The sequence below is a fragment of the Gallibacterium trehalosifermentans genome, assembly GCF_042433055.1.
GTDB lineage: Bacteria > Pseudomonadota > Gammaproteobacteria > Enterobacterales > Pasteurellaceae > Gallibacterium > Gallibacterium trehalosifermentans.
Map to the genome: position 1 here is coordinate 23413 of NZ_JBHLWB010000004.1, position 17070 is coordinate 40482.

Consider the following 17070-nt stretch of genomic DNA (forward strand, 5'->3'; position numbering starts at 1 on the left):
AAATGAAAGTAAAGTGTACTTATGTTTTAAAATTGAATGTTGATTATACGATGAAAGTTCTATTTCCTCCACGAAAAAAAGACAAAACTGCTACCATTAGAGTGGGCGTGTTTTTTGTATCTAATTGTTTACATTATTCTTTTTTTACTCCTGAACAGCAAGTTATATCGGGTGTTGTTAAAGATATAACGATGTTAACAACATTATTGACCAAACAGTATCGTTACGCAGCCCAACAAATTCTTTATGTTTCTGTTTTGCCAATTCATTTAGTGTGGCGCAGAAGTTATCACTATCCACAAAAATTAACGCAATATGTCCTTGAACAGCAAGTCTATCATCTACTGGAAAATGATTTGCCACATGATGGGAGTCCTATTTGGTTTGATTATATCTATCAAGGTGAATATCTCGATTTATATGTGGTTAAACAGCACAATGCCCAGCAAGAGATAGAAAAATATTATCCATTACCGTTGAGTATATTAGATGTCTTTCCTCGCGTTTTATTACGAGCCTTTCGTCATTTGTCGGAGAGAAATGCAACGGAAAGTGTGCTGTATTGTTATTATGCAGAACAGTGTATTTTTCTTTTGGACTCACCTTTTAAAACGGAACTATTTGTAACACAAGAAGATTTTTATTCTAGTTGGGAAAAGTATATCACGGCATTTCGCAATAATTTCTCCAGAATTATTTTATTTCAGACAGATAAACATCAGTCAGTGGATATTACAGCTATCATTAATCATGAAAATGTACAACAAATTACGACTTTATCCGAGGGGGAATTTATTTGTTTAGGGTGTGCATTATGGGGGCGAGATGATTAATAAAAAGTTATTTGAAATTAATCTCTTAGATTGGCGCCAACAACATTATCGCCGACGTTATCGTCAGGTCAGTATATTCATATTATTGTTGATAATTATCGTTAGTTTAGCGGGTTATCGTTTATTGACATCTGCACAGCAACAATCTGCTAGATACCATACGCTAAACCAGCAACAGCAAGCACTCAATAATCGTTTACAGCAAGTGAAACAAGATTTGTCTAAACAACAACACCTGTTAAGTGAACATTCATCATTAGAAAAAGTACCATTAAATGAGCTGGTTTATTTTGTACAATTTCTCTCACATCTACCGTTAGGAAATGGGCGTTTATCTCTCGCGCAAATTGAAGCAAGCTCTTTTGCTAATGAACAAAAGGCAAAATTGCATTTTATGATTATGGGAGAAAATATTGCACAACAAGAATTTTATCAATTACAACAATATCTATTAACGCATTGGCCATATCCAATTACGTTAGAACCTACGATATTAACCAGTAAAAATACACAAAAACACACTACTTTTACTTTACGTTTTCAGCAAAAAGAGGCGTTGTAATGGCTAAGAATATGATGAGGTTTCCTAAAGGTATTCATTGGTATCTATTACATCTGCCTAATCACCTATTGTATTTAATTGGGCTATTTTTATTATTATTACTGTTGTCGTACCCTATCTGGAAAAATTGGACGCTTTTTCAACAGATTGCAACATTAGAAGCAAGGCTAGCCAGCGAATCCGCACTAATGTTAAAGCAGCAACAAACGCTACAACATTTACAAAAAAGAGTCAGTGAGCGACAAGATACACAAAAAAATACGCAAAAAATAGCAACATTACATCAACAATTAACCGATTTGTCTGATGATACCTCAATACGTTTTGATATGCAGATGAGTAATAAAGATTTATTACGTGTTGAGCTACATTTATATGCTTCTTTCCAAGATTTTATAGAAAATTTTGACCTGTTATTTCAAGTTATTCTTGCTGACTGGGCGATTTCATCATTACGTATCGAACGAGGAGCGGAATCAGATCAGCTGGGAGTATTACATATTGCAATTCATCTATTTTCTGAGGAGCTACGTGAATGAAACAATTAATACTTTATCTATTATTGAGTTTAGTAGCATTGACGAGTATAGCAAAACCGTCAATCAAGGATCCTTTTTTTGAACATTCAGCGCCAGATTTTATTGCCGAGAGACAAAATAATTATCAGGCACAAGAAAATTTAGATGAATTTGAAACCGTAAAAGTGAAATATATCCAAGTAAATGAATTAGCAAAAGTTTTTAATGAAAATGGTGGTGGTTTATTATCAAGTTTATCTGGATTTAGTGTTGCGCCACAAAATAACTTAATTTTGATCAAAGGAACAAAGCAACAGATTAGTCAATTTAAAAAGTTAATTGAGCAATTAGATAAACCAGGCGAGCAAATTGCCATAGAGGCAAGGATTGTTACGATTAATAATGAAAGCTTAAATGAATTAGGTGTGCGTTGGGGAATGTTTAATCAAACAGATGGTTTTCATAAAGTGGCGGCAAAATTAGATAGTTTTGGCGTAGATAATTTAAATGCACATTTAAATGTGAATTTTTCCACGAGTGCTGAAGCGGCATCGATTGCTTTACAGGTTGCAAAGATCCATGGGCGATTATTGGATCTGGAATTAAAAGCGCTAGAACAAGAAAATAACGTTGAAATTATTGCTAGTCCACATCTATTAACCTCAAACCAAAAACGCGCTTTGATTAAACAAGGCTCAGAAATCCCTTATGTTATCGAAGATGATAATGAGAAAAGAAGCCGTACACATATTGAATTTAAAGAGGCAGTTTTGGGCTTAGAAGTTACGCCACAAGTGCTTCATCAAGGTATGATTGCATTAGATCTGGTTGTAACACAGAATGCAGCAGGTGCAACTATTCCTTACGGTGCAGGGCAGGTTGTTACGATTGATAAACAAGAAGTGCAATCTCAAGTCATGGTCAAAGATGGTGAAACAGTGGTTTTAGGCGGAATCTTTCATGATTTGATTGGTAAAGGTGAAAATAAGGTTCCCTTATTGGGCGATATTCCTGGGTTAGGCAAATTATTTAGTAGTAAAGCGGAACGACATCAAAAACGAGAATTAGTCGTTTTTATTACGCCAAGAATTATTCATAATGCGGCAGAGACGTTAGAAAATTATCAGAAACGTAAAGATGAATTTATGCACAAGAATAATCTTTGATAAAAATGCACGGTAAGGTTGAAAAATACGCCGATTTATTGAGATAATAGCACGCTATCTCAATGAACATTCGAGGTCTTGGGGATCTTTTGAGTGTGGTGCTAATAGAAGAATACTACGGTATTCTTTTTCTTTTGTCAGGTGTATCGTAATACAGTAGTCATAACACCTAGTAAAAACAACATAATAAGGTAACTTTTATTGAGTTACAGGCGCTCAAAGATCGAACTATTCATTTATCTTTAAATTATTTAGAACGATAAAAAACATGGCAGAAAAAAGAAATATTTTTTTAATTGGTCCTATGGGAGCAGGGAAAAGTACAATAGGTCGCCAACTTGCTCAATTATTAAGTATGGATTTTGTGGACTCAGATACTGAAATTGAACAACGTGCAGGCGCCGACATCAGTTGGATTTTTGATGTTGAGGGCGAAGATGGCTTTAGAAAAAGAGAAGAGCGTATTATTAATGAATTAACGCAACGGCAAGGTATTGTGTTATCCACAGGTGGTGGCGCGATAATGTCAAAAGAAAATCGCAATTACCTTTCTGCACGAGGAATTGTGATTTATTTAGAAACAACAGTTGAAAAACAACATCAGCGTACATTGCGTGATAAAAAACGTCCTTTATTACAAGGTGTAGACGACCCTCGCCAAGTGTTAGAAGATTTAGCAAAAATTCGTACACCGTTATATGAAGAAATTGCGGATATTACTTTGCAAACAGATGATCAAAGTGCCAAACTAATGGCTAACAATATTATTGATTTGTTAGAGAATTTCACTGGTTAGTCCGATCAATAATTAACATATTAAAGGATAGAAAAATGGTAGATGTTTATGTAGAACTTAAAGAACGACGTTATCCAATTAGTATTGGAGCGAGATTATTAGCAGAGCCAAGTAGTTACTATCCTTTAAAACGTGGCGACAAGGTGATGATTGTTACCAATCCAACGGTCGCAGCACATTATTTACAAACCGTAAAAACGACTTTGTCGCAAATTGGTTGCCAAGTCAGTGAAGTGCTTTTACCTGATGGTGAAAAGTATAAAACGTTTGCATCATTAAATTTAATTTTTACTGCCTTGTTAGAGGCTAAACATGGACGAGATACCACTATTCTGGCGCTAGGTGGTGGGGTAATTGGTGATGTTGCGGGATTTGCTGCGGCATCTTATCAACGTGGTGTACGTTTTATTCAAGTACCGACAACATTACTGGCACAAGTAGATTCTTCTGTTGGCGGAAAAACAGCAGTTAATCATGAATTAGGTAAAAATATGATTGGTGCTTTTTATCAACCAGCAAAAGTGATTATTGATACAGATACCTTGCGTACATTACCAGAGCGTGAGGTCAGTGCTGGTTTAGCGGAAGTGATCAAATATGGAGCAATTTTAGATCAGGCGTTTTTTGTTTGGTTAGAACAACATATTGATGCATTGGTACAGTTAGATACAGCGACATTACAGTATTGTATTCAGCGCTGTTGTGAACTAAAAGCGATGACAGTAGCAAAAGATGAAACTGAGCAAGGTGAGCGAGCGTTACTCAATTTAGGACATACTTTCGGGCATGCTATCGAAACGCATCTCGGTTATGGGGTATGGTTGCATGGTGAAGCTGTATCAACAGGAATGATGATGGCAGCTTATCTTTCTTATCATTTAGGAGATTTAACACAACAAGATATTACTCGTTTACAAGCCTTGCTTTTGGCGGCAAAACTCCCTGTGTTCTCTCCAGAAGGCATGACCGCAGAGCAATATTTGCCACATATGATGCGTGATAAAAAGGTATTAGCAGGGCAATTACGTTTAATATTACTCAAGTCTCTAGGACAGGCTTACGTTACAGCTGATGTTGATAAAACATTAGTGTTGCAAGCTATCCAAGATTGTATTCATTCTCACTAATCCATGTCATCTAATACACATAAAGCAAAGCATCGTTCGTTTTTAAAATGGGCTGGTGGGAAATATCGTTTAGTAGATGAAATTAAGCGACTTTATCCGCAAGGGAAGACACAACTCATTGAACCTTTTGTCGGGGCAGGGACGGTTTTCCTCAATAGTGAGTTTGAGCATTATTTGCTAGCGGATATTAATCCAGATTTGATTAATTTATTTAAATTAGTGAAATCTGATGTTAAACAATATATCAAAGAAACGCGCCTATTATTTACCCACCCTGATGCTAATACTGCATTGCGTTATTATAGTTTGCGAGATGAATTCAACCGTAGCACTGATCTGTGGCGGAGAGCGACTCTCTTTTTATATTTGAATCGTTTTGGCTTTAATGGGTTATGTCGTTATAACAGTGATAATGAATTTAATGTGCCATTTGGGGCATATCGACAGCACTATTTCCCTGAAAATGAATTGCATTATTTTGCAGAAAAAGCGCAAGCAGCGGAGTTTATTTGTGCGTCATTTGATCAAATATTTACCTTAGCAACAGCACAGAGTGTGGTGTATTGTGATCCTCCTTATGCTCCCCTGCAACAAGATTCAAATTTTACGCGTTATTCAGGCAATGAATTTAGCTTACAAGATCAGAAAAGGCTAGCAGAATTGGCGTATAAAGCAGCGTTGCAACAGAATGCAACCGTTTTAATCTCGAATCATGATACACGCTTCACACGAGATTTATATCAAGGGGCGAAGATTAGCAAGATCAATGTTCAGCGTTCGATTAGTCAAGCGAGTGAAAGGCGTGTCAAAGTGAAAGAATTGATCGCCGTTTTTTCTCAACAAAAATTATTGCAATGGAAAAAGAAACAACAAGCTAATTCAGGCTTGGAATAACTTTAAACTCAATTTTTTGAATGTTCGGGTATTTTTGCTGAATTTGGCTTAATAATTGCCTTTGTTGAAAGCGTAAACTTTGATAGATCATTCCGTTCGCGACATGGAAAAGTAGTGTATCTTTGTTTTGTTCGGCAAGCCGAATTTTGCCTTGAAATTGTGCAGGAATCAGTTTTTCTATATCAAAATAGAACTGTTGTAATTGATTATGGCGCTCAATTAAGGCAGAAAGTGAAGAACGTTGTAAAACATCATTTACATTTAAAACTTTTTGATGGCGTACTTCTTTTTTGGCTGTCATCTTCGTACCTTAACCCAAGCAATTTGTATGACATTATAGAGGATTTATTTTATAATCGTAACTTGTTATTTTGAATAGGATTGTTAGGGCTATTATCGTGGATTATCAATTAACAAAAGTCGGAAAAAAAGCATTATGGCATCGGCTTTTATTAGGGATATTAACCCTATTCTTTTTACCTCTTCACGCAGAACAACCTAATCAAACGATTTTAACTCAGTTAGAAACCAGACAAACCGTTTCCACAGTTGAGTCGCAACTAATCAATTCTCCTTTTTTATTGCTGCGAAAAGTACAGCAACAGTTTGAGTTATCTCATCATCAGGTTAAGATCCAACCACAATTTTATTTAGAGCAGCAAGCTCTACTATTTCAGGCTCATCACTATTCTATTCAAATCCGAGCGGGACCGCAGAGCACTTTTATTTAATTGAATAAAGCGCTAACAGTATCGTTGTTAGCAGATAAAATGATGCTTATTATGGTATCTAGTCGTGTTATATATTTTATTAGAAAGAAGAAATTATTATGTTATCAGCTATTGCAAGAAAACTTTTTGGTAGTCGTAATGACCGTATTTTACGTCGTTTAAATAAACGTGTTGCTTTAATAAATAAATTAGAACCTCAATATGCCGAGCTTTCGGACGAACAATTAAAAGCCAAAACTGCGGAGTTTCGTGATCGTTTAGAAAAAGGAGAAACGCTAGAACAACTCTTGCCAGAAGCTTTTGCTACTGTACGTGAAGCGAGTAAACGAGTGTTAGGTTTACGCCCATTTGATGTACAGTTGATTGGGGGCATGGTGTTGAATAACCGTTGTATTGCAGAAATGCGTACAGGGGAAGGGAAAACGTTAACCGCAACCTTATCTTGCTATTTGAATGCGTTGACAGGGAAAGGTGTTCATGTAGTAACGGTTAATGATTACCTTGCTCGTCGTGATGCAGAGACTAATCGCCCATTATTTGAGTTCTTAGGCATGACGGTTGGGGTGAATGTTCCTGGAATGGCGCCAGAGGATAAACGAGCTGCGTATGCTGCAGATATTACGTATGCAACTAACAGTGAATTAGGCTTTGATTATTTGCGTGATAACTTAGCTCACACAATGCACGAACGTTTTCAGCGCCCGTTACACTATGCCTTGGTCGATGAAGTGGACTCTATTTTAATTGATGAAGCACGTACACCCCTGATTATTTCTGGTCAAGCGGAAGATAGCTCAGAGCTTTATATTGCGATTGATAAATTAATTCCACAATTAGTGAAACAAGAAAAAGAAGATAGCGAAGAGTTCCAAGGCGATGGCGATTATACGGTAGATTTGAAAAATAAACAGGCTTATCTCACAGAACGTGGACAAATTAAAATTGAAAAATTATTGATGCAAGCAGGGTTAATGAAAGAAGATGAATCCTTGTATTCCCCGTCAAAAATTACCTTGTTACACCATGTATATGCAGCATTAAGAGCACACTCTCTCTTTGAACGCGATGTGGATTATATTGTAAAAGATGGCGAAATAGTGATTGTCGATGAGCATACTGGACGTACCATGGCGGGGCGTCGTTGGTCAGATGGTTTGCACCAAGCAATCGAAGCGAAAGAGGGCGTGAAAATCCAAAGTGAAAACCAAACGGTAGCCTCTATTACTTATCAAAATTACTTCCGCTTATATGAAAAACTAGCGGGTATGACAGGGACTGCAGATACTGAAGCCTTTGAATTCCAACAAATTTATGGCTTAGAAACCATTGTTATTCCAACCAATAAACCAATGATTCGTGATGATAGAACCGATTTAATGTTCCAAAGTGAAGCAGATAAATTTAATGCGATTGTGGAAGATATCAAAGATTGTGTTGCTCGTCAGCAACCAGTGTTAGTTGGGACAGTTTCTATCGAAAAATCAGAATTATTATCCGATATTTTGCAAAAAGAAGGCATTAAACATAATGTTTTGAACGCGAAGTTCCATGCCAAAGAAGCAGAAATTGTGGCTGACGCAGGGTATCCTGGCGCCGTAACGATTGCGACGAATATGGCTGGTCGTGGTACGGATATTGTGCTGGGTGGTAACTGGAGAGCGGAGGTTGCAAAATTAGAAAATCCAACTGAAGAACAAATTGAAGCAATTAAACAAGCGTGGCAGGTGCGTCATGATATTGTTATGCAAGCAGGGGGATTACATATTATTGGTACAGAACGTCATGAATCTCGTCGTATTGATAACCAATTACGAGGACGTTCTGGACGTCAAGGGGATCCTGGATCTTCACGTTTCTATTTATCGTTAGATGACGCATTAATGCGTATTTATCTCAATGAAGGAAAACTCAATTTGATGCGTAAAGCTTTTACTGAACCAGGTGAAGCAATGGAGTCTAAGATGCTGACTAAAGTGATCGCATCTGCCCAAGCAAAAGTGGAAGCGCATAACTTTGATGGACGTAAAAATTTACTTGAGTTTGATGATGTTGCAAACGATCAACGTCATGCGATTTATGCACAGCGTAATGAGTTGTTAGAAAATGATGATATTTCTGATACGATTGATGTGATCCGAGAAGATGTCTTTAATCATGTGATTGATCAATATATTCCACCACAATCTTTAGAAGAATTATGGGATATTGAAGGATTAGAAAGCCGTTTAAAAGCAGATTTCAATATGGATCTACCGATTGCAAAATGGTTAGATGAAGATCATAACTTGCATGAGGAAACCTTGCGTGAGCGTATCATCAACATAGCGATTGAAGATTATAAGAAGAAAGAAGCGATGGTTGGTTCTGAAACCATGCGCAATTTTGAGAAAGGGGTGATGTTACAAACGCTAGATGAGCTCTGGAAAGAGCATCTTTCTGCAATGGATCATTTACGTAAAGGTATTCACCTACGTGGTTATGCGCAAAAAGATCCGAAACAGGAATATAAAAAAGAGTCATTCCAAATGTTTACAGATATGTTGGAAACATTAAAATTCAATGCGGTAAGTATTTTGACCAAAGTCCAAGTGCGCACGCAAGAAGAGATTGAGGCAGCAGAACAAGCCAGAGAGCAAGCTGCAGCTAAAGTAGCAACACAAGTGCAATATCATAGTGAGGCACAACAGGATACAGAACACTCGCAACGTAAGATTGGGCGTAATGAACCTTGTCCTTGTGGTTCAGGTAAGAAATATAAGCATTGTTGTGGGCAAGTTAAATAACGTCTCATCTTTATTTGCAATGTAAATCGGTAAGCTGTACAGAATTGAAACAAGATGTACAGCTTATTTTTATCTAAATGAAAAAGAGAAATATATGCAAAAACCTTTAGTAAAAGTCGCGGCGGGTATTATCCGTAATGAATTTAAACAGATTTATCTAACCCAGCGGTTGGAGGGAAAAGATTTTGCGCAGTCGTGGGAATTCCCTGGGGGTAAAATTGATAAAGGGGAAACGCCAGAACAAGCATTGAAACGGGAATTGGAAGAAGAGATAGGTATATTTGTTTTAAATGCTAAGTTGTATGAACATTTCCAATTTGAATATCCAACAAAAGTGATTTCTTTTTATTTTTATTTAGTGGAAGAGTGGGTGGGAGAGCCATTTGGACGTGAAGGACAAGAAGGTTTTTGGCTTGAGCAGAAACAACTGGACATTGGACAATTTCCACCCGCAAATGTAAAAATTATTCAACGTTTATTAGCGGAAACAGAACAAGAATAGCTATCTAATTAAGATTAGCTAGCCATTTTAATCGAAATTTCTTGCAATTTTTGCCACACCTTTGTTTCGTTATTTTGTTTTAACTCTTTCTCTACTTCAGTTAATTGATGAATCAAATGGTATAGCTGTTGATAGGTTAGACGTTGGATCGTCGCTGAATAGAGGGGGCGACGATTTTTCCAAATACGCAGTTGGTCAAAACGTTCTTTTAATCCATTTGTCATCAGGGATTGATGAGGGTGGATTTTAGCCTGAGAATCACAACCTAATTGCAATAACAAAAATAACTCTTTTTGTAAAATTCTTAATAACATTACAGGTTGAATATCACCTTCATTTTCTAACTGCTCAAGAATGCGTGCTGCCCGATATTTTTTGCCCTGCAAAATGGCATCTACCCACTGATAAGGGCTAAATACAGCAGATTGCTCAATGCACTGGCTTGCGTTTAATAGCGTGATGTGTTGTTGAGGATACAATAATTGCATTAGTTGCAATACTTGTTTAAGTGCAGCTAAATTATTTTCGTAATTATATGCCAGTAATTCTATTGCAGCAGGCTCTAATTCAATGGACATCGCGTTTGCACGTTGTTGAATCCATTGTGGTAATTGTTCAATGGTAGGTGTCTGGCAGTTAACTTGTAAAATCGGTAATTGCGTTAATGCGACGAACCAAGCCTGTTTCTCAATCGCAGTAGTTAATTTCGCGAGTTGTAAGACAATAATAATATCAGAATGAAATAAGGAGACTAATTGTTGTAATTGCTGCTGTATAGCAGTGGTAAGATTTTCTGGTAAGGTAAGAAAGAAAATTTGCTTATGAGAAAATAGCCCGAAAGTCTGCAATTCACTAAATAAATGCGACCAATCTGTTGAGCTATCAATCACAACATCTTGTTTTTGTTCCACGCCAAGTTGTCTAGCAAATTCAAGAATGGTGGCTTTACTTTCTTCTAATAATAAAGGATCTTGCCCTACTAACAGATAGCCTAAATAAGCCTGCTGTTGTAGTGAATAAGAAAGTTTATTGGCAAAGATCCTAACTAACATCAATTAATATTGTTGTTGTACGCTGATCATCTTGATCACAATTTGTTGTGCAGCTTGACGATACATATCATTCCAGATCGCGCGTTGTTCAGCATTTTTTGCTAATGCTGCACGAGAGTTATCAAAAAATGTTCGAGAAACTTGAACGTTAATTGGATAGCGTTTGTTATCTGGCATTTGTAATGAGGCGCTAACCGATAAAGTTAACAAACTTTCTGCTTCGCGACCTTGTTTGAATACCGAGGCAACTTTATCATCAGTAGATGTACCATTGAGGCGTAAAATAGGTACATTTCCTTGTTCAACTAAATTTACGCCACGAGAACGTAACTCTTTTTTCATTGCCAAGGCAATATCACTATATTTATCTCCAGTTTGTAATTGCACCTCACTGAACACCCATTGAGAGAGGGCATCATTAGCAAAATGAAATCCACAAGCAGATAACAATAAGGTTACAGATAAAATTAAAATGTGTTTTAGCTTTTTCATAAGGGTTCCTTGATGTGATATGCCATAGTGGTGTTATTACAACTATGGCATTCGTCATTATTTAGCAACAAAACTGAGTAATTTACCTGGTACATAGATGACTTTAATAATATTTAACCCTGCTAAATGTTTTTGTACATTTTCATCTGCCATAGCAGTGGCTTTGATTTCATCTTCTGACGCAGTTGCTGGTACCGTAACCTTACCACGCACTTTACCATTTACCTGTACTACGACTAATTTTTCATCATCAATCATCGCTTTTTCATCAGCTACAACCCATGGTGAGAAGTCGATAGACGCTTGGTTACCGAGATCTTGCCATAATTGGAAACAGATATGTGGGGTAATTGGGTAAAGCATTTTAACAACCGCATTTAATGCTTCTTTCATTACTGCACGATCTTGTTCGCTAGCAAGTGGCGCTTTGGTTAATTTATTCATTAACTCCATGATCGCAGCGATAGCAGTATTGAATGTTTGGCGACGCCCAATATCATCACTCACTTTGGCAATAGTTTTATGTAAATCACGACGTAATGCTTTTTGTTTTGCATTGAGTGCGTTGACATCAAGTTCACCTGTTGCAGGCTGTTGTTGGTAGTCATAGGCTAATTTCCATAAGCGACGTAGGAAGCGATTTGCCCCTTCAACCCCAGATTCTTGCCACTCAAGCGTCATTTCCGCTGGCGAAGCAAACATCATAAATAAACGGACGGTATCAGCACCATATTTTTCAACCATTTCTTGGGGGTCGATACCGTTATTTTTCGATTTAGACATTTTAGTCATGCCAGCATGCACAAGTTCATGACCTTCAGTATCAACAGCTTTGATAATGCGCCCTTTTTCATCACGTGTAATAGTAACTTGTGTTGGAGATACCCAAATGCGTTCATTGGTTGGTGAGGTGTAATAGAAAGCATCTGCTAATACCATACCCTGGCACAATAGTTTCGTTGCAGGCTCATCGCTCGTTAACAATCCCGCATCGCGCAAGAGTTTATGATAGAAACGGAAGTAGAGTAAGTGCATTGTCGCGTGTTCAATACCACCGATATATTGATCAACTGGCAACCAATAATTGGCTTCTTCACTGTCTAACATACCTTGTTGATATTGTGGGCAAGTATAACGTGCGTAATACCAAGAAGACTCCATAAAGGTATCGAATGTATCCGTTTCACGTAATGCAGGTTGTCCGTTGTACGTCGCTTTTGCCCAATTAGGATCTGCTTTGATCGGGCTTTGTACCCCGTCCATAACAACATCTTCAGGCAACACCACTGGTAAATCTGTCAATGGAACAGGAACAACCTCACCATTTTCGAGGGTCATCATTGGAATTGGCGTTCCCCAATAACGTTGGCGAGACACTCCCCAATCGCGTAAGCGGTAATTTACTTGACGTTTCCCTACACCCATTGCCTCAAGTTTATCCGCAATACCATTGAAAGTTTGCGCAAAGTCTAAACCATCAAATTCGGCAGAATTCATGGTAATACCATGTTCAGTATAAGCGGCTTGGCTAAGGTCTAATTCACTTCCATCAAGTGGTTTAATGACAGGTTTCAGTGGTAATTGATATTTTTGTGCAAACTCATAATCACGCTGATCGTGTGCAGGTACGGCCATGACGGCACCCGTACCGTAATGCATTAAGACAAAGTTAGCAACCCAAACTGGTATCGCTTCGCCCGTTATTGGGTGTACAGCATAACGACCAGTAAACATTCCTTTTTTCTCCATTGTTGCTAATTCAGCTTCGGCAACTTTGGTGTTACGGCATTCTTGAATAAATTGCGCTAATTCAGGATTATTTTGCGCTGCGTGTTCTGCAAGTGGGTGCCCTGCCGCAACGGCTAAATATGAAACACCATAAAAGGTATCAGGACGCGTGGTATAAACGGTTACAGTTTCATCACTGCCTTGCATTTTGAAAGTAATTTCTACCCCTTCTGAACGACCAATCCAGTTGCGTTGCATTGCTTTGACTTGATCTGGCCAATCTGGTAGTTGATCTAAACCTTGTAATAATTGTTCTGCATAGTCAGTAATTTTCACAAACCATTGCGGAATCTCTTTTTGTTCCACTGGGGTATCACAACGCCAACAACAGCCCTCATTAACTTGCTCATTAGCCAATACCGTTTGATCGTTTGGACACCAGTTTATGGTTGAGGTTTTTTTATAAATTAATCCTTTTTTGTAGAGTTCGGTGAAGAACCATTGTTCCCATTTATAATACTCAGGCTTACAGGTTGCAATTTCGCGATCCCAATCATAACTGAATCCCAACATTTTGAGTTGGTTTTTCATATATTCGATATTGTCGTAAGTCCAAGTCGCGGGCGCGGCTTTATTTTTGATTGCAGCATTTTCTGCAGGTAAACCAAACGCGTCCCAACCAATGGGTTGTAAGACATTTTTACCGTTCATACGTTGATAACGCGAAATCACATCGCCAATGGTGTAATTGCGAACATGTCCCATATGTAAACGACCAGATGGGTAAGGGAACATAGATAAACAGTAATATTTTTCTTTTTGTGGATCTTGTTGAACTTTGAAGGTTTTATTGTCTTGCCAGAATTGTTGAATTCGACTCTCTACTACATCGGGACGATATTGTTCTTGCATGATAAGTTGTCCTATTTAGTACCAAAATTTAAAGGAATATTTAGAATTAAAAAATGTGGTATAGAATAGCTTAAAATGCGGGTAATTAATAGGGTTTATGACAATTTTTGCCTGTAGTACAGATAAAAACAAATCACCTTAGATCTGAGAATTCTTATTGGTATTAGCGGTAAATTTGAGTACACTTGTATTATGTTTTAAATGATAATCATATTATGTCTGATGTTTTTATCGCGTGGGGAAATCTCCAGCAAACTTATCCATTTCATTTACAGCCACCTCTTGTTTATTCTGATGCAAATTCGCAGAAAACTCTGTTACCCAAAGTGAAGCAACAACGACAAGTTGCTTATTTTTTGCTATGGGAAATATTGCAGAAAATAGGCTGTGAAAATTTGTTTTTTCAAGGCATCTCTAAAGATGAAAATGGACGTCCTTATTTAATCTCATCAGGTATTGATTTTAATTTTAGTCATTCAGGTGAGTGGGTAGCTGTCATTGTTACTAAGCAGAGTGCGGCGCAGGAGGTGGTGGCGATTGATATTGAACAACCAAGTAAAAAACGTTCATTTGAACGTTTACTGGGTTATTATGCTCAAAAGGAAGAGTTGCAATGGTGGCAACAACAAGACGATCAAGCAACTGCGTTTTATTTGAGTTGGTGTGCCAGAGAGGCGATTTTAAAAGCGAAAGGTCGGGGAATTGGGGCGATTTCGAAAGTTACTTTTCAACCACAACAAGCAACCTTCATCACGTCAGATGCCCCTAATGGGCTCTTACGTTTTTGCCAATCGTTACCATTTTATTTAGCTTGTTTTGTTGAACAATTCTCAGCAGAACAATTTTATTGTTATCAATGGAGTGATGAGACTTTGCAAAAAGTGCATCTTAGTTTTAGTGATTATTGTGTCGTAAATAGGGAGTTATCATGACAGAAGAGCATTTTGATCAACAGCACCAACATCGTTTTGTGGCGAAATTCGCTAATATTTTACAATGGATCTTGAATGTTGCTTTGATTGTACTTGCTGTGATTTTAGTGTGTTTGCTAGGTAAACAAACATTTGAATTAGCTGAAATTTTAGTGTTGAAAGCCAGTGATACCACGATTGCCTATGTGCTGGCAGAGCGGATTGTTGTCTATTTTCTCTATTTTGAGTTTCTTGCATTGATTGTGAAATACTTTAATGCAGGTTTTCACTTTCCATTGCGTTATTTTTTATATATTGGGATCACGGCAATGATTCGTTTAATTATCGTTGATCATTCTAGTGCGTTAGGTACATTAGCAATTTCGGCTGCCATTTTATTGATGGTAGGGGCATTATTTTTAGCGAATATAGCAGAGAAAAGAAAATAGGAGTTAACAATGGAATCCGGATTCATTATTCGCCAGTATGGGCAAAAAGATATTGAAATATTACATGACGAAGTGGTGTTTAAAGGGTTTTATACTATGAAACGTGTACAATTCCGCCATCGCTTATTTTCAGGTGAAATGAGCGGTGTTGTAACACGAGAAGTTTTAACGAAAAATGAAGCTACTGCCGTTGTTTTATACGATCCACAACGAGACAATGTTGTGCTGGTGGAACAAGTAAGAATTGGCGCCGTTAATCCAACATCTCATGCTTCACCTTGGTTATTGGAATTAGTTGCAGGAATGATTGAAACGGGTGAACAACCAGATGAAGTAGCGATGCGTGAAAGTGAAGAAGAGGCTGGTGTGAAGCCAACGCGACTCTATCCGATTATGCAATTTTGGGATAGTCCAGGTGGAATGTCAGAGCGTATCCATTTATTTGCTGGACGAGTAGATTCTAGCCAAGTAGGTGGGATTTATGGGGTGCCAGAGGAAAATGAAGATATCTGTGTTCATGTTGTGCAACGAGAAGTCGCTTACCAGTGGTTAGAATCTGGAAAAATTAATAACGGTGTCGCGGTAATTGGTTTGCAATGGTTGCAATTAAATTATGTGAAATTGCAACAGTTATGGCAGTAAATCTGTGATAGAACAGTTATTTCTAAAAAATTTTTGACAAAAATGTGCGGAAACTAACATTTTTACTATTTTCTTACTGACTTTTTTATTGAAAAGTCTAAAGTAGTCAATAGTAATTTGAAAATATTTTAGGGGGCATTATGTCAGATCTATTTCAAGATGAGTCGGAGGGAGTGATTCGATTGCTCCAGATAACAGATCCGCATTTATTTGCCGAGTCAACAGGTGAGTTGCTGGGCATTAATACTTTTGCTAGTTTCCAGCAGGTATTAAGAGAAATAAAACAGTCTGAATTTGAGAGTGATTTTATTCTTGCAACAGGGGATTTCGTTCAGGATAGTAGCGAAGAAGCGTATCACCGTTTTGTGAAAGAAATCGCTCAATTAGGCAAAAAAGTGTTTTGGATTCCAGGTAATCACGATTTTCAACCAAAAATGGAAGCCGTATTTGAGGTTTACAAAGCCATTATTCAACCACATAAACATCTGTTACTTGGTGAAAATTGGCAGATTCTCTTGTTAGATAGCCAGTTGTATGGGGTACCGCATGGTATGTTGAGTGAGTCAGAGCTAGCTTGGCTAGAGCAACATTTATTGATGTATCCAGAGCGAAATACTTTAGTGGTATTACATCACCATTTATTACCGACGCGATCAGCTTGGTTGGATCAACATAACTTAAGAAATCCATATGATTTTTCTGAAGTATTACAAAAACATCAGAAAGTGAAAGGCATTATCTACGGTCATATCCACCAAGAGGTGAATGCAGAATGGTTGGGAATCCCCGTGTTTGCTACACCATCAACTTGTATTCAATTTAAACCAGATTGTGCGCACTTTACTTTAGATAATTTGCAACCTGGTTGGCGAGAAATTACGCTTTATCCTGATGGGCGATTAGAAACAAAAGTTAATCGTATTAAGGAAAAAATTTTTATTCCTAAAGATAATATGAGTGGCTATTAAAACA

18 protein-coding genes are annotated in these 17070 nt (G+C 37.5%); 14 read left to right on the forward strand and 4 right to left on the reverse strand.

Annotation, left to right across the window (positions count from 1 at the left end):
• Positions 1-191: 191 nt before the first annotated feature.
• The 7 genes from ACFFHK_RS04565 (at position 192) to ACFFHK_RS04595 (ending at position 5896) form a co-directional block, all read left to right on the forward strand.
• On the forward strand, positions 192-833 hold the full coding sequence (locus tag ACFFHK_RS04565; RefSeq protein ID WP_382370001.1) for a hypothetical protein: 642 nt from the start codon (positions 192-194) through the stop codon (positions 831-833).
• Positions 826-1395, forward strand: a complete 570-nt coding sequence (locus tag ACFFHK_RS04570) for a hypothetical protein (RefSeq protein ID WP_382370003.1) — start codon at positions 826-828, stop codon at positions 1393-1395. The genes ACFFHK_RS04565 and ACFFHK_RS04570 overlap by 8 nt, the downstream gene beginning before the upstream one ends.
• A gap of 11 nt (positions 1396-1406) precedes the next feature.
• Positions 1407-1934 carry a hypothetical protein gene (locus tag ACFFHK_RS04575; RefSeq protein ID WP_382370005.1) on the forward strand — a complete coding sequence of 176 codons (528 nt, stop codon included), beginning with the start codon at positions 1407-1409 and terminating at the stop codon, positions 1932-1934.
• A complete protein-coding gene (gene pilQ / locus ACFFHK_RS04580) occupies positions 1931-3079 on the forward strand; it encodes a type IV pilus secretin PilQ (RefSeq protein ID WP_382370007.1) in 1149 nt (382 codons plus the stop codon). Before ACFFHK_RS04575 ends, pilQ begins: the two co-directional genes overlap by 4 nt.
• A 268-nt stretch (positions 3080-3347) precedes the next feature.
• Complete coding sequence (gene aroK / locus ACFFHK_RS04585) at positions 3348-3875, forward strand: shikimate kinase AroK (protein WP_382370008.1); 528 nt, start codon at positions 3348-3350, stop codon at positions 3873-3875.
• 35 nt (positions 3876-3910) lie between these two features.
• A complete protein-coding gene (aroB, locus tag ACFFHK_RS04590; RefSeq protein ID WP_382370010.1) occupies positions 3911-5002 on the forward strand; it encodes a 3-dehydroquinate synthase in 1092 nt (363 codons plus the stop codon).
• A gap of 3 nt (positions 5003-5005) precedes the next feature.
• The gene (locus tag ACFFHK_RS04595) at positions 5006-5896 is read left to right on the forward strand and encodes a Dam family site-specific DNA-(adenine-N6)-methyltransferase (RefSeq protein ID WP_382370012.1); all 891 of its coding nucleotides are present in this window, start codon (positions 5006-5008) and stop codon (positions 5894-5896) included.
• Here the strand turns inward: ACFFHK_RS04595 and ACFFHK_RS04600 are convergent.
• Positions 5877-6197: a DciA family protein gene (locus tag ACFFHK_RS04600; protein WP_382370014.1), complete on the reverse strand. Its 321-nt coding sequence runs from the start codon at positions 6195-6197 to the stop codon at positions 5877-5879. The genes ACFFHK_RS04595 and ACFFHK_RS04600 overlap by 20 nt on opposite strands.
• Positions 6198-6294: 97 nt before the next feature.
• Between ACFFHK_RS04600 and secM the strand changes: the two genes are divergently transcribed.
• The 3 genes from secM (at position 6295) to mutT (ending at position 9912) form a co-directional block, all read left to right on the forward strand.
• On the forward strand, positions 6295-6627 hold the full coding sequence (gene secM / locus ACFFHK_RS04605) for a secA translation cis-regulator SecM (protein ID WP_382370016.1): 333 nt from the start codon (positions 6295-6297) through the stop codon (positions 6625-6627).
• A gap of 98 nt (positions 6628-6725) precedes the next feature.
• A complete protein-coding gene (gene secA, locus ACFFHK_RS04610) occupies positions 6726-9410 on the forward strand; it encodes a preprotein translocase subunit SecA (protein ID WP_382370018.1) in 2685 nt (894 codons plus the stop codon).
• Between the two features lie 94 nt (positions 9411-9504).
• Entirely contained in the window at positions 9505-9912 is a 408-nt protein-coding gene (gene mutT / locus ACFFHK_RS04615; RefSeq protein WP_382370020.1) for an 8-oxo-dGTP diphosphatase MutT, read from the forward strand.
• A 14-nt stretch (positions 9913-9926) separates the two neighbouring features.
• Here the strand turns inward: mutT and holA are convergent, their stop codons facing one another.
• The 3 genes from holA to leuS are packed head-to-tail and all read right to left on the reverse strand — an operon-like array spanning position 9927 to position 14096.
• Positions 9927-10964: a DNA polymerase III subunit delta gene (gene holA / locus ACFFHK_RS04620; protein WP_382370022.1), complete on the reverse strand. Its 1038-nt coding sequence runs from the start codon at positions 10962-10964 to the stop codon at positions 9927-9929.
• Positions 10965-10967: 3 nt separating this feature from the next.
• The gene (locus ACFFHK_RS04625) at positions 10968-11456 is read right to left on the reverse strand and encodes an LPS-assembly lipoprotein LptE (protein WP_382370024.1); all 489 of its coding nucleotides are present in this window, start codon (positions 11454-11456) and stop codon (positions 10968-10970) included.
• 57 nt (positions 11457-11513) lie between these two features.
• A complete protein-coding gene (leuS, locus tag ACFFHK_RS04630) occupies positions 11514-14096 on the reverse strand; it encodes a leucine--tRNA ligase (protein ID WP_382370026.1) in 2583 nt (860 codons plus the stop codon).
• Positions 14097-14311: 215 nt separating this feature from the next.
• Here leuS and ACFFHK_RS04635 point away from each other — a divergent pair, with 215 nt between their 5' ends.
• The 4 genes from ACFFHK_RS04635 to cpdA all read left to right on the forward strand — a co-directional run bounded on the left by ACFFHK_RS04635 (position 14312) and on the right by cpdA (position 17066).
• Entirely contained in the window at positions 14312-15028 is a 717-nt protein-coding gene (locus tag ACFFHK_RS04635; protein WP_382370028.1) for a 4'-phosphopantetheinyl transferase family protein, read from the forward strand.
• Positions 15025-15456: a phosphate-starvation-inducible protein PsiE gene (gene psiE / locus ACFFHK_RS04640; protein ID WP_382370030.1), complete on the forward strand. Its 432-nt coding sequence runs from the start codon at positions 15025-15027 to the stop codon at positions 15454-15456. Before ACFFHK_RS04635 ends, psiE begins: the two co-directional genes overlap by 4 nt.
• A 9-nt stretch (positions 15457-15465) precedes the next feature.
• Positions 15466-16098 (forward strand): ADP-ribose diphosphatase, encoded by a 633-nt coding sequence (gene nudF / locus ACFFHK_RS04645; protein WP_382370032.1) that lies wholly within the window; start codon positions 15466-15468, stop codon positions 16096-16098.
• Positions 16099-16238: 140 nt separating this feature from the next.
• The gene (cpdA, locus tag ACFFHK_RS04650; protein ID WP_382370034.1) at positions 16239-17066 is read left to right on the forward strand and encodes a 3',5'-cyclic-AMP phosphodiesterase; all 828 of its coding nucleotides are present in this window, start codon (positions 16239-16241) and stop codon (positions 17064-17066) included.
• Positions 17067-17070 lie beyond the last annotated feature (4 nt).

What these genes read in the sequence shown, in the direction of transcription:
- ACFFHK_RS04625 (WP_382370024.1), bottom strand. Translation starts at nt 11,456, where the DNA reads ATGAAAAAGCTAAAACACATTTTAATTTTATCTGTAACCTTATTGTTA.
- aroB (WP_382370010.1), top strand. Translation starts at nt 3,911, where the DNA reads ATGGTAGATGTTTATGTAGAACTTAAAGAACGACGTTATCCAATTAGT.
- holA (WP_382370022.1), bottom strand. Translation starts at nt 10,964, where the DNA reads ATGTTAGTTAGGATCTTTGCCAATAAACTTTCTTATTCACTACAACAG.
- ACFFHK_RS04635 (WP_382370028.1), top strand. Translation starts at nt 14,312, where the DNA reads ATGTCTGATGTTTTTATCGCGTGGGGAAATCTCCAGCAAACTTATCCA.
- secA (WP_382370018.1), top strand. Translation starts at nt 6,726, where the DNA reads ATGTTATCAGCTATTGCAAGAAAACTTTTTGGTAGTCGTAATGACCGT.
- ACFFHK_RS04600 (WP_382370014.1), bottom strand. Translation starts at nt 6,197, where the DNA reads ATGACAGCCAAAAAAGAAGTACGCCATCAAAAAGTTTTAAATGTAAAT.
- pilQ (WP_382370007.1), top strand. Translation starts at nt 1,931, where the DNA reads ATGAAACAATTAATACTTTATCTATTATTGAGTTTAGTAGCATTGACG.
- ACFFHK_RS04570 (WP_382370003.1), top strand. Translation starts at nt 826, where the DNA reads ATGATTAATAAAAAGTTATTTGAAATTAATCTCTTAGATTGGCGCCAA.
- leuS (WP_382370026.1), bottom strand. Translation starts at nt 14,096, where the DNA reads ATGCAAGAACAATATCGTCCCGATGTAGTAGAGAGTCGAATTCAACAA.
- psiE (WP_382370030.1), top strand. Translation starts at nt 15,025, where the DNA reads ATGACAGAAGAGCATTTTGATCAACAGCACCAACATCGTTTTGTGGCG.
- ACFFHK_RS04575 (WP_382370005.1), top strand. Translation starts at nt 1,407, where the DNA reads ATGATGAGGTTTCCTAAAGGTATTCATTGGTATCTATTACATCTGCCT.
- ACFFHK_RS04595 (WP_382370012.1), top strand. Translation starts at nt 5,006, where the DNA reads ATGTCATCTAATACACATAAAGCAAAGCATCGTTCGTTTTTAAAATGG.
- ACFFHK_RS04565 (WP_382370001.1), top strand. Translation starts at nt 192, where the DNA reads ATGTTAACAACATTATTGACCAAACAGTATCGTTACGCAGCCCAACAA.
- cpdA (WP_382370034.1), top strand. Translation starts at nt 16,239, where the DNA reads ATGTCAGATCTATTTCAAGATGAGTCGGAGGGAGTGATTCGATTGCTC.
- nudF (WP_382370032.1), top strand. Translation starts at nt 15,466, where the DNA reads ATGGAATCCGGATTCATTATTCGCCAGTATGGGCAAAAAGATATTGAA.
- mutT (WP_382370020.1), top strand. Translation starts at nt 9,505, where the DNA reads ATGCAAAAACCTTTAGTAAAAGTCGCGGCGGGTATTATCCGTAATGAA.
- aroK (WP_382370008.1), top strand. Translation starts at nt 3,348, where the DNA reads ATGGCAGAAAAAAGAAATATTTTTTTAATTGGTCCTATGGGAGCAGGG.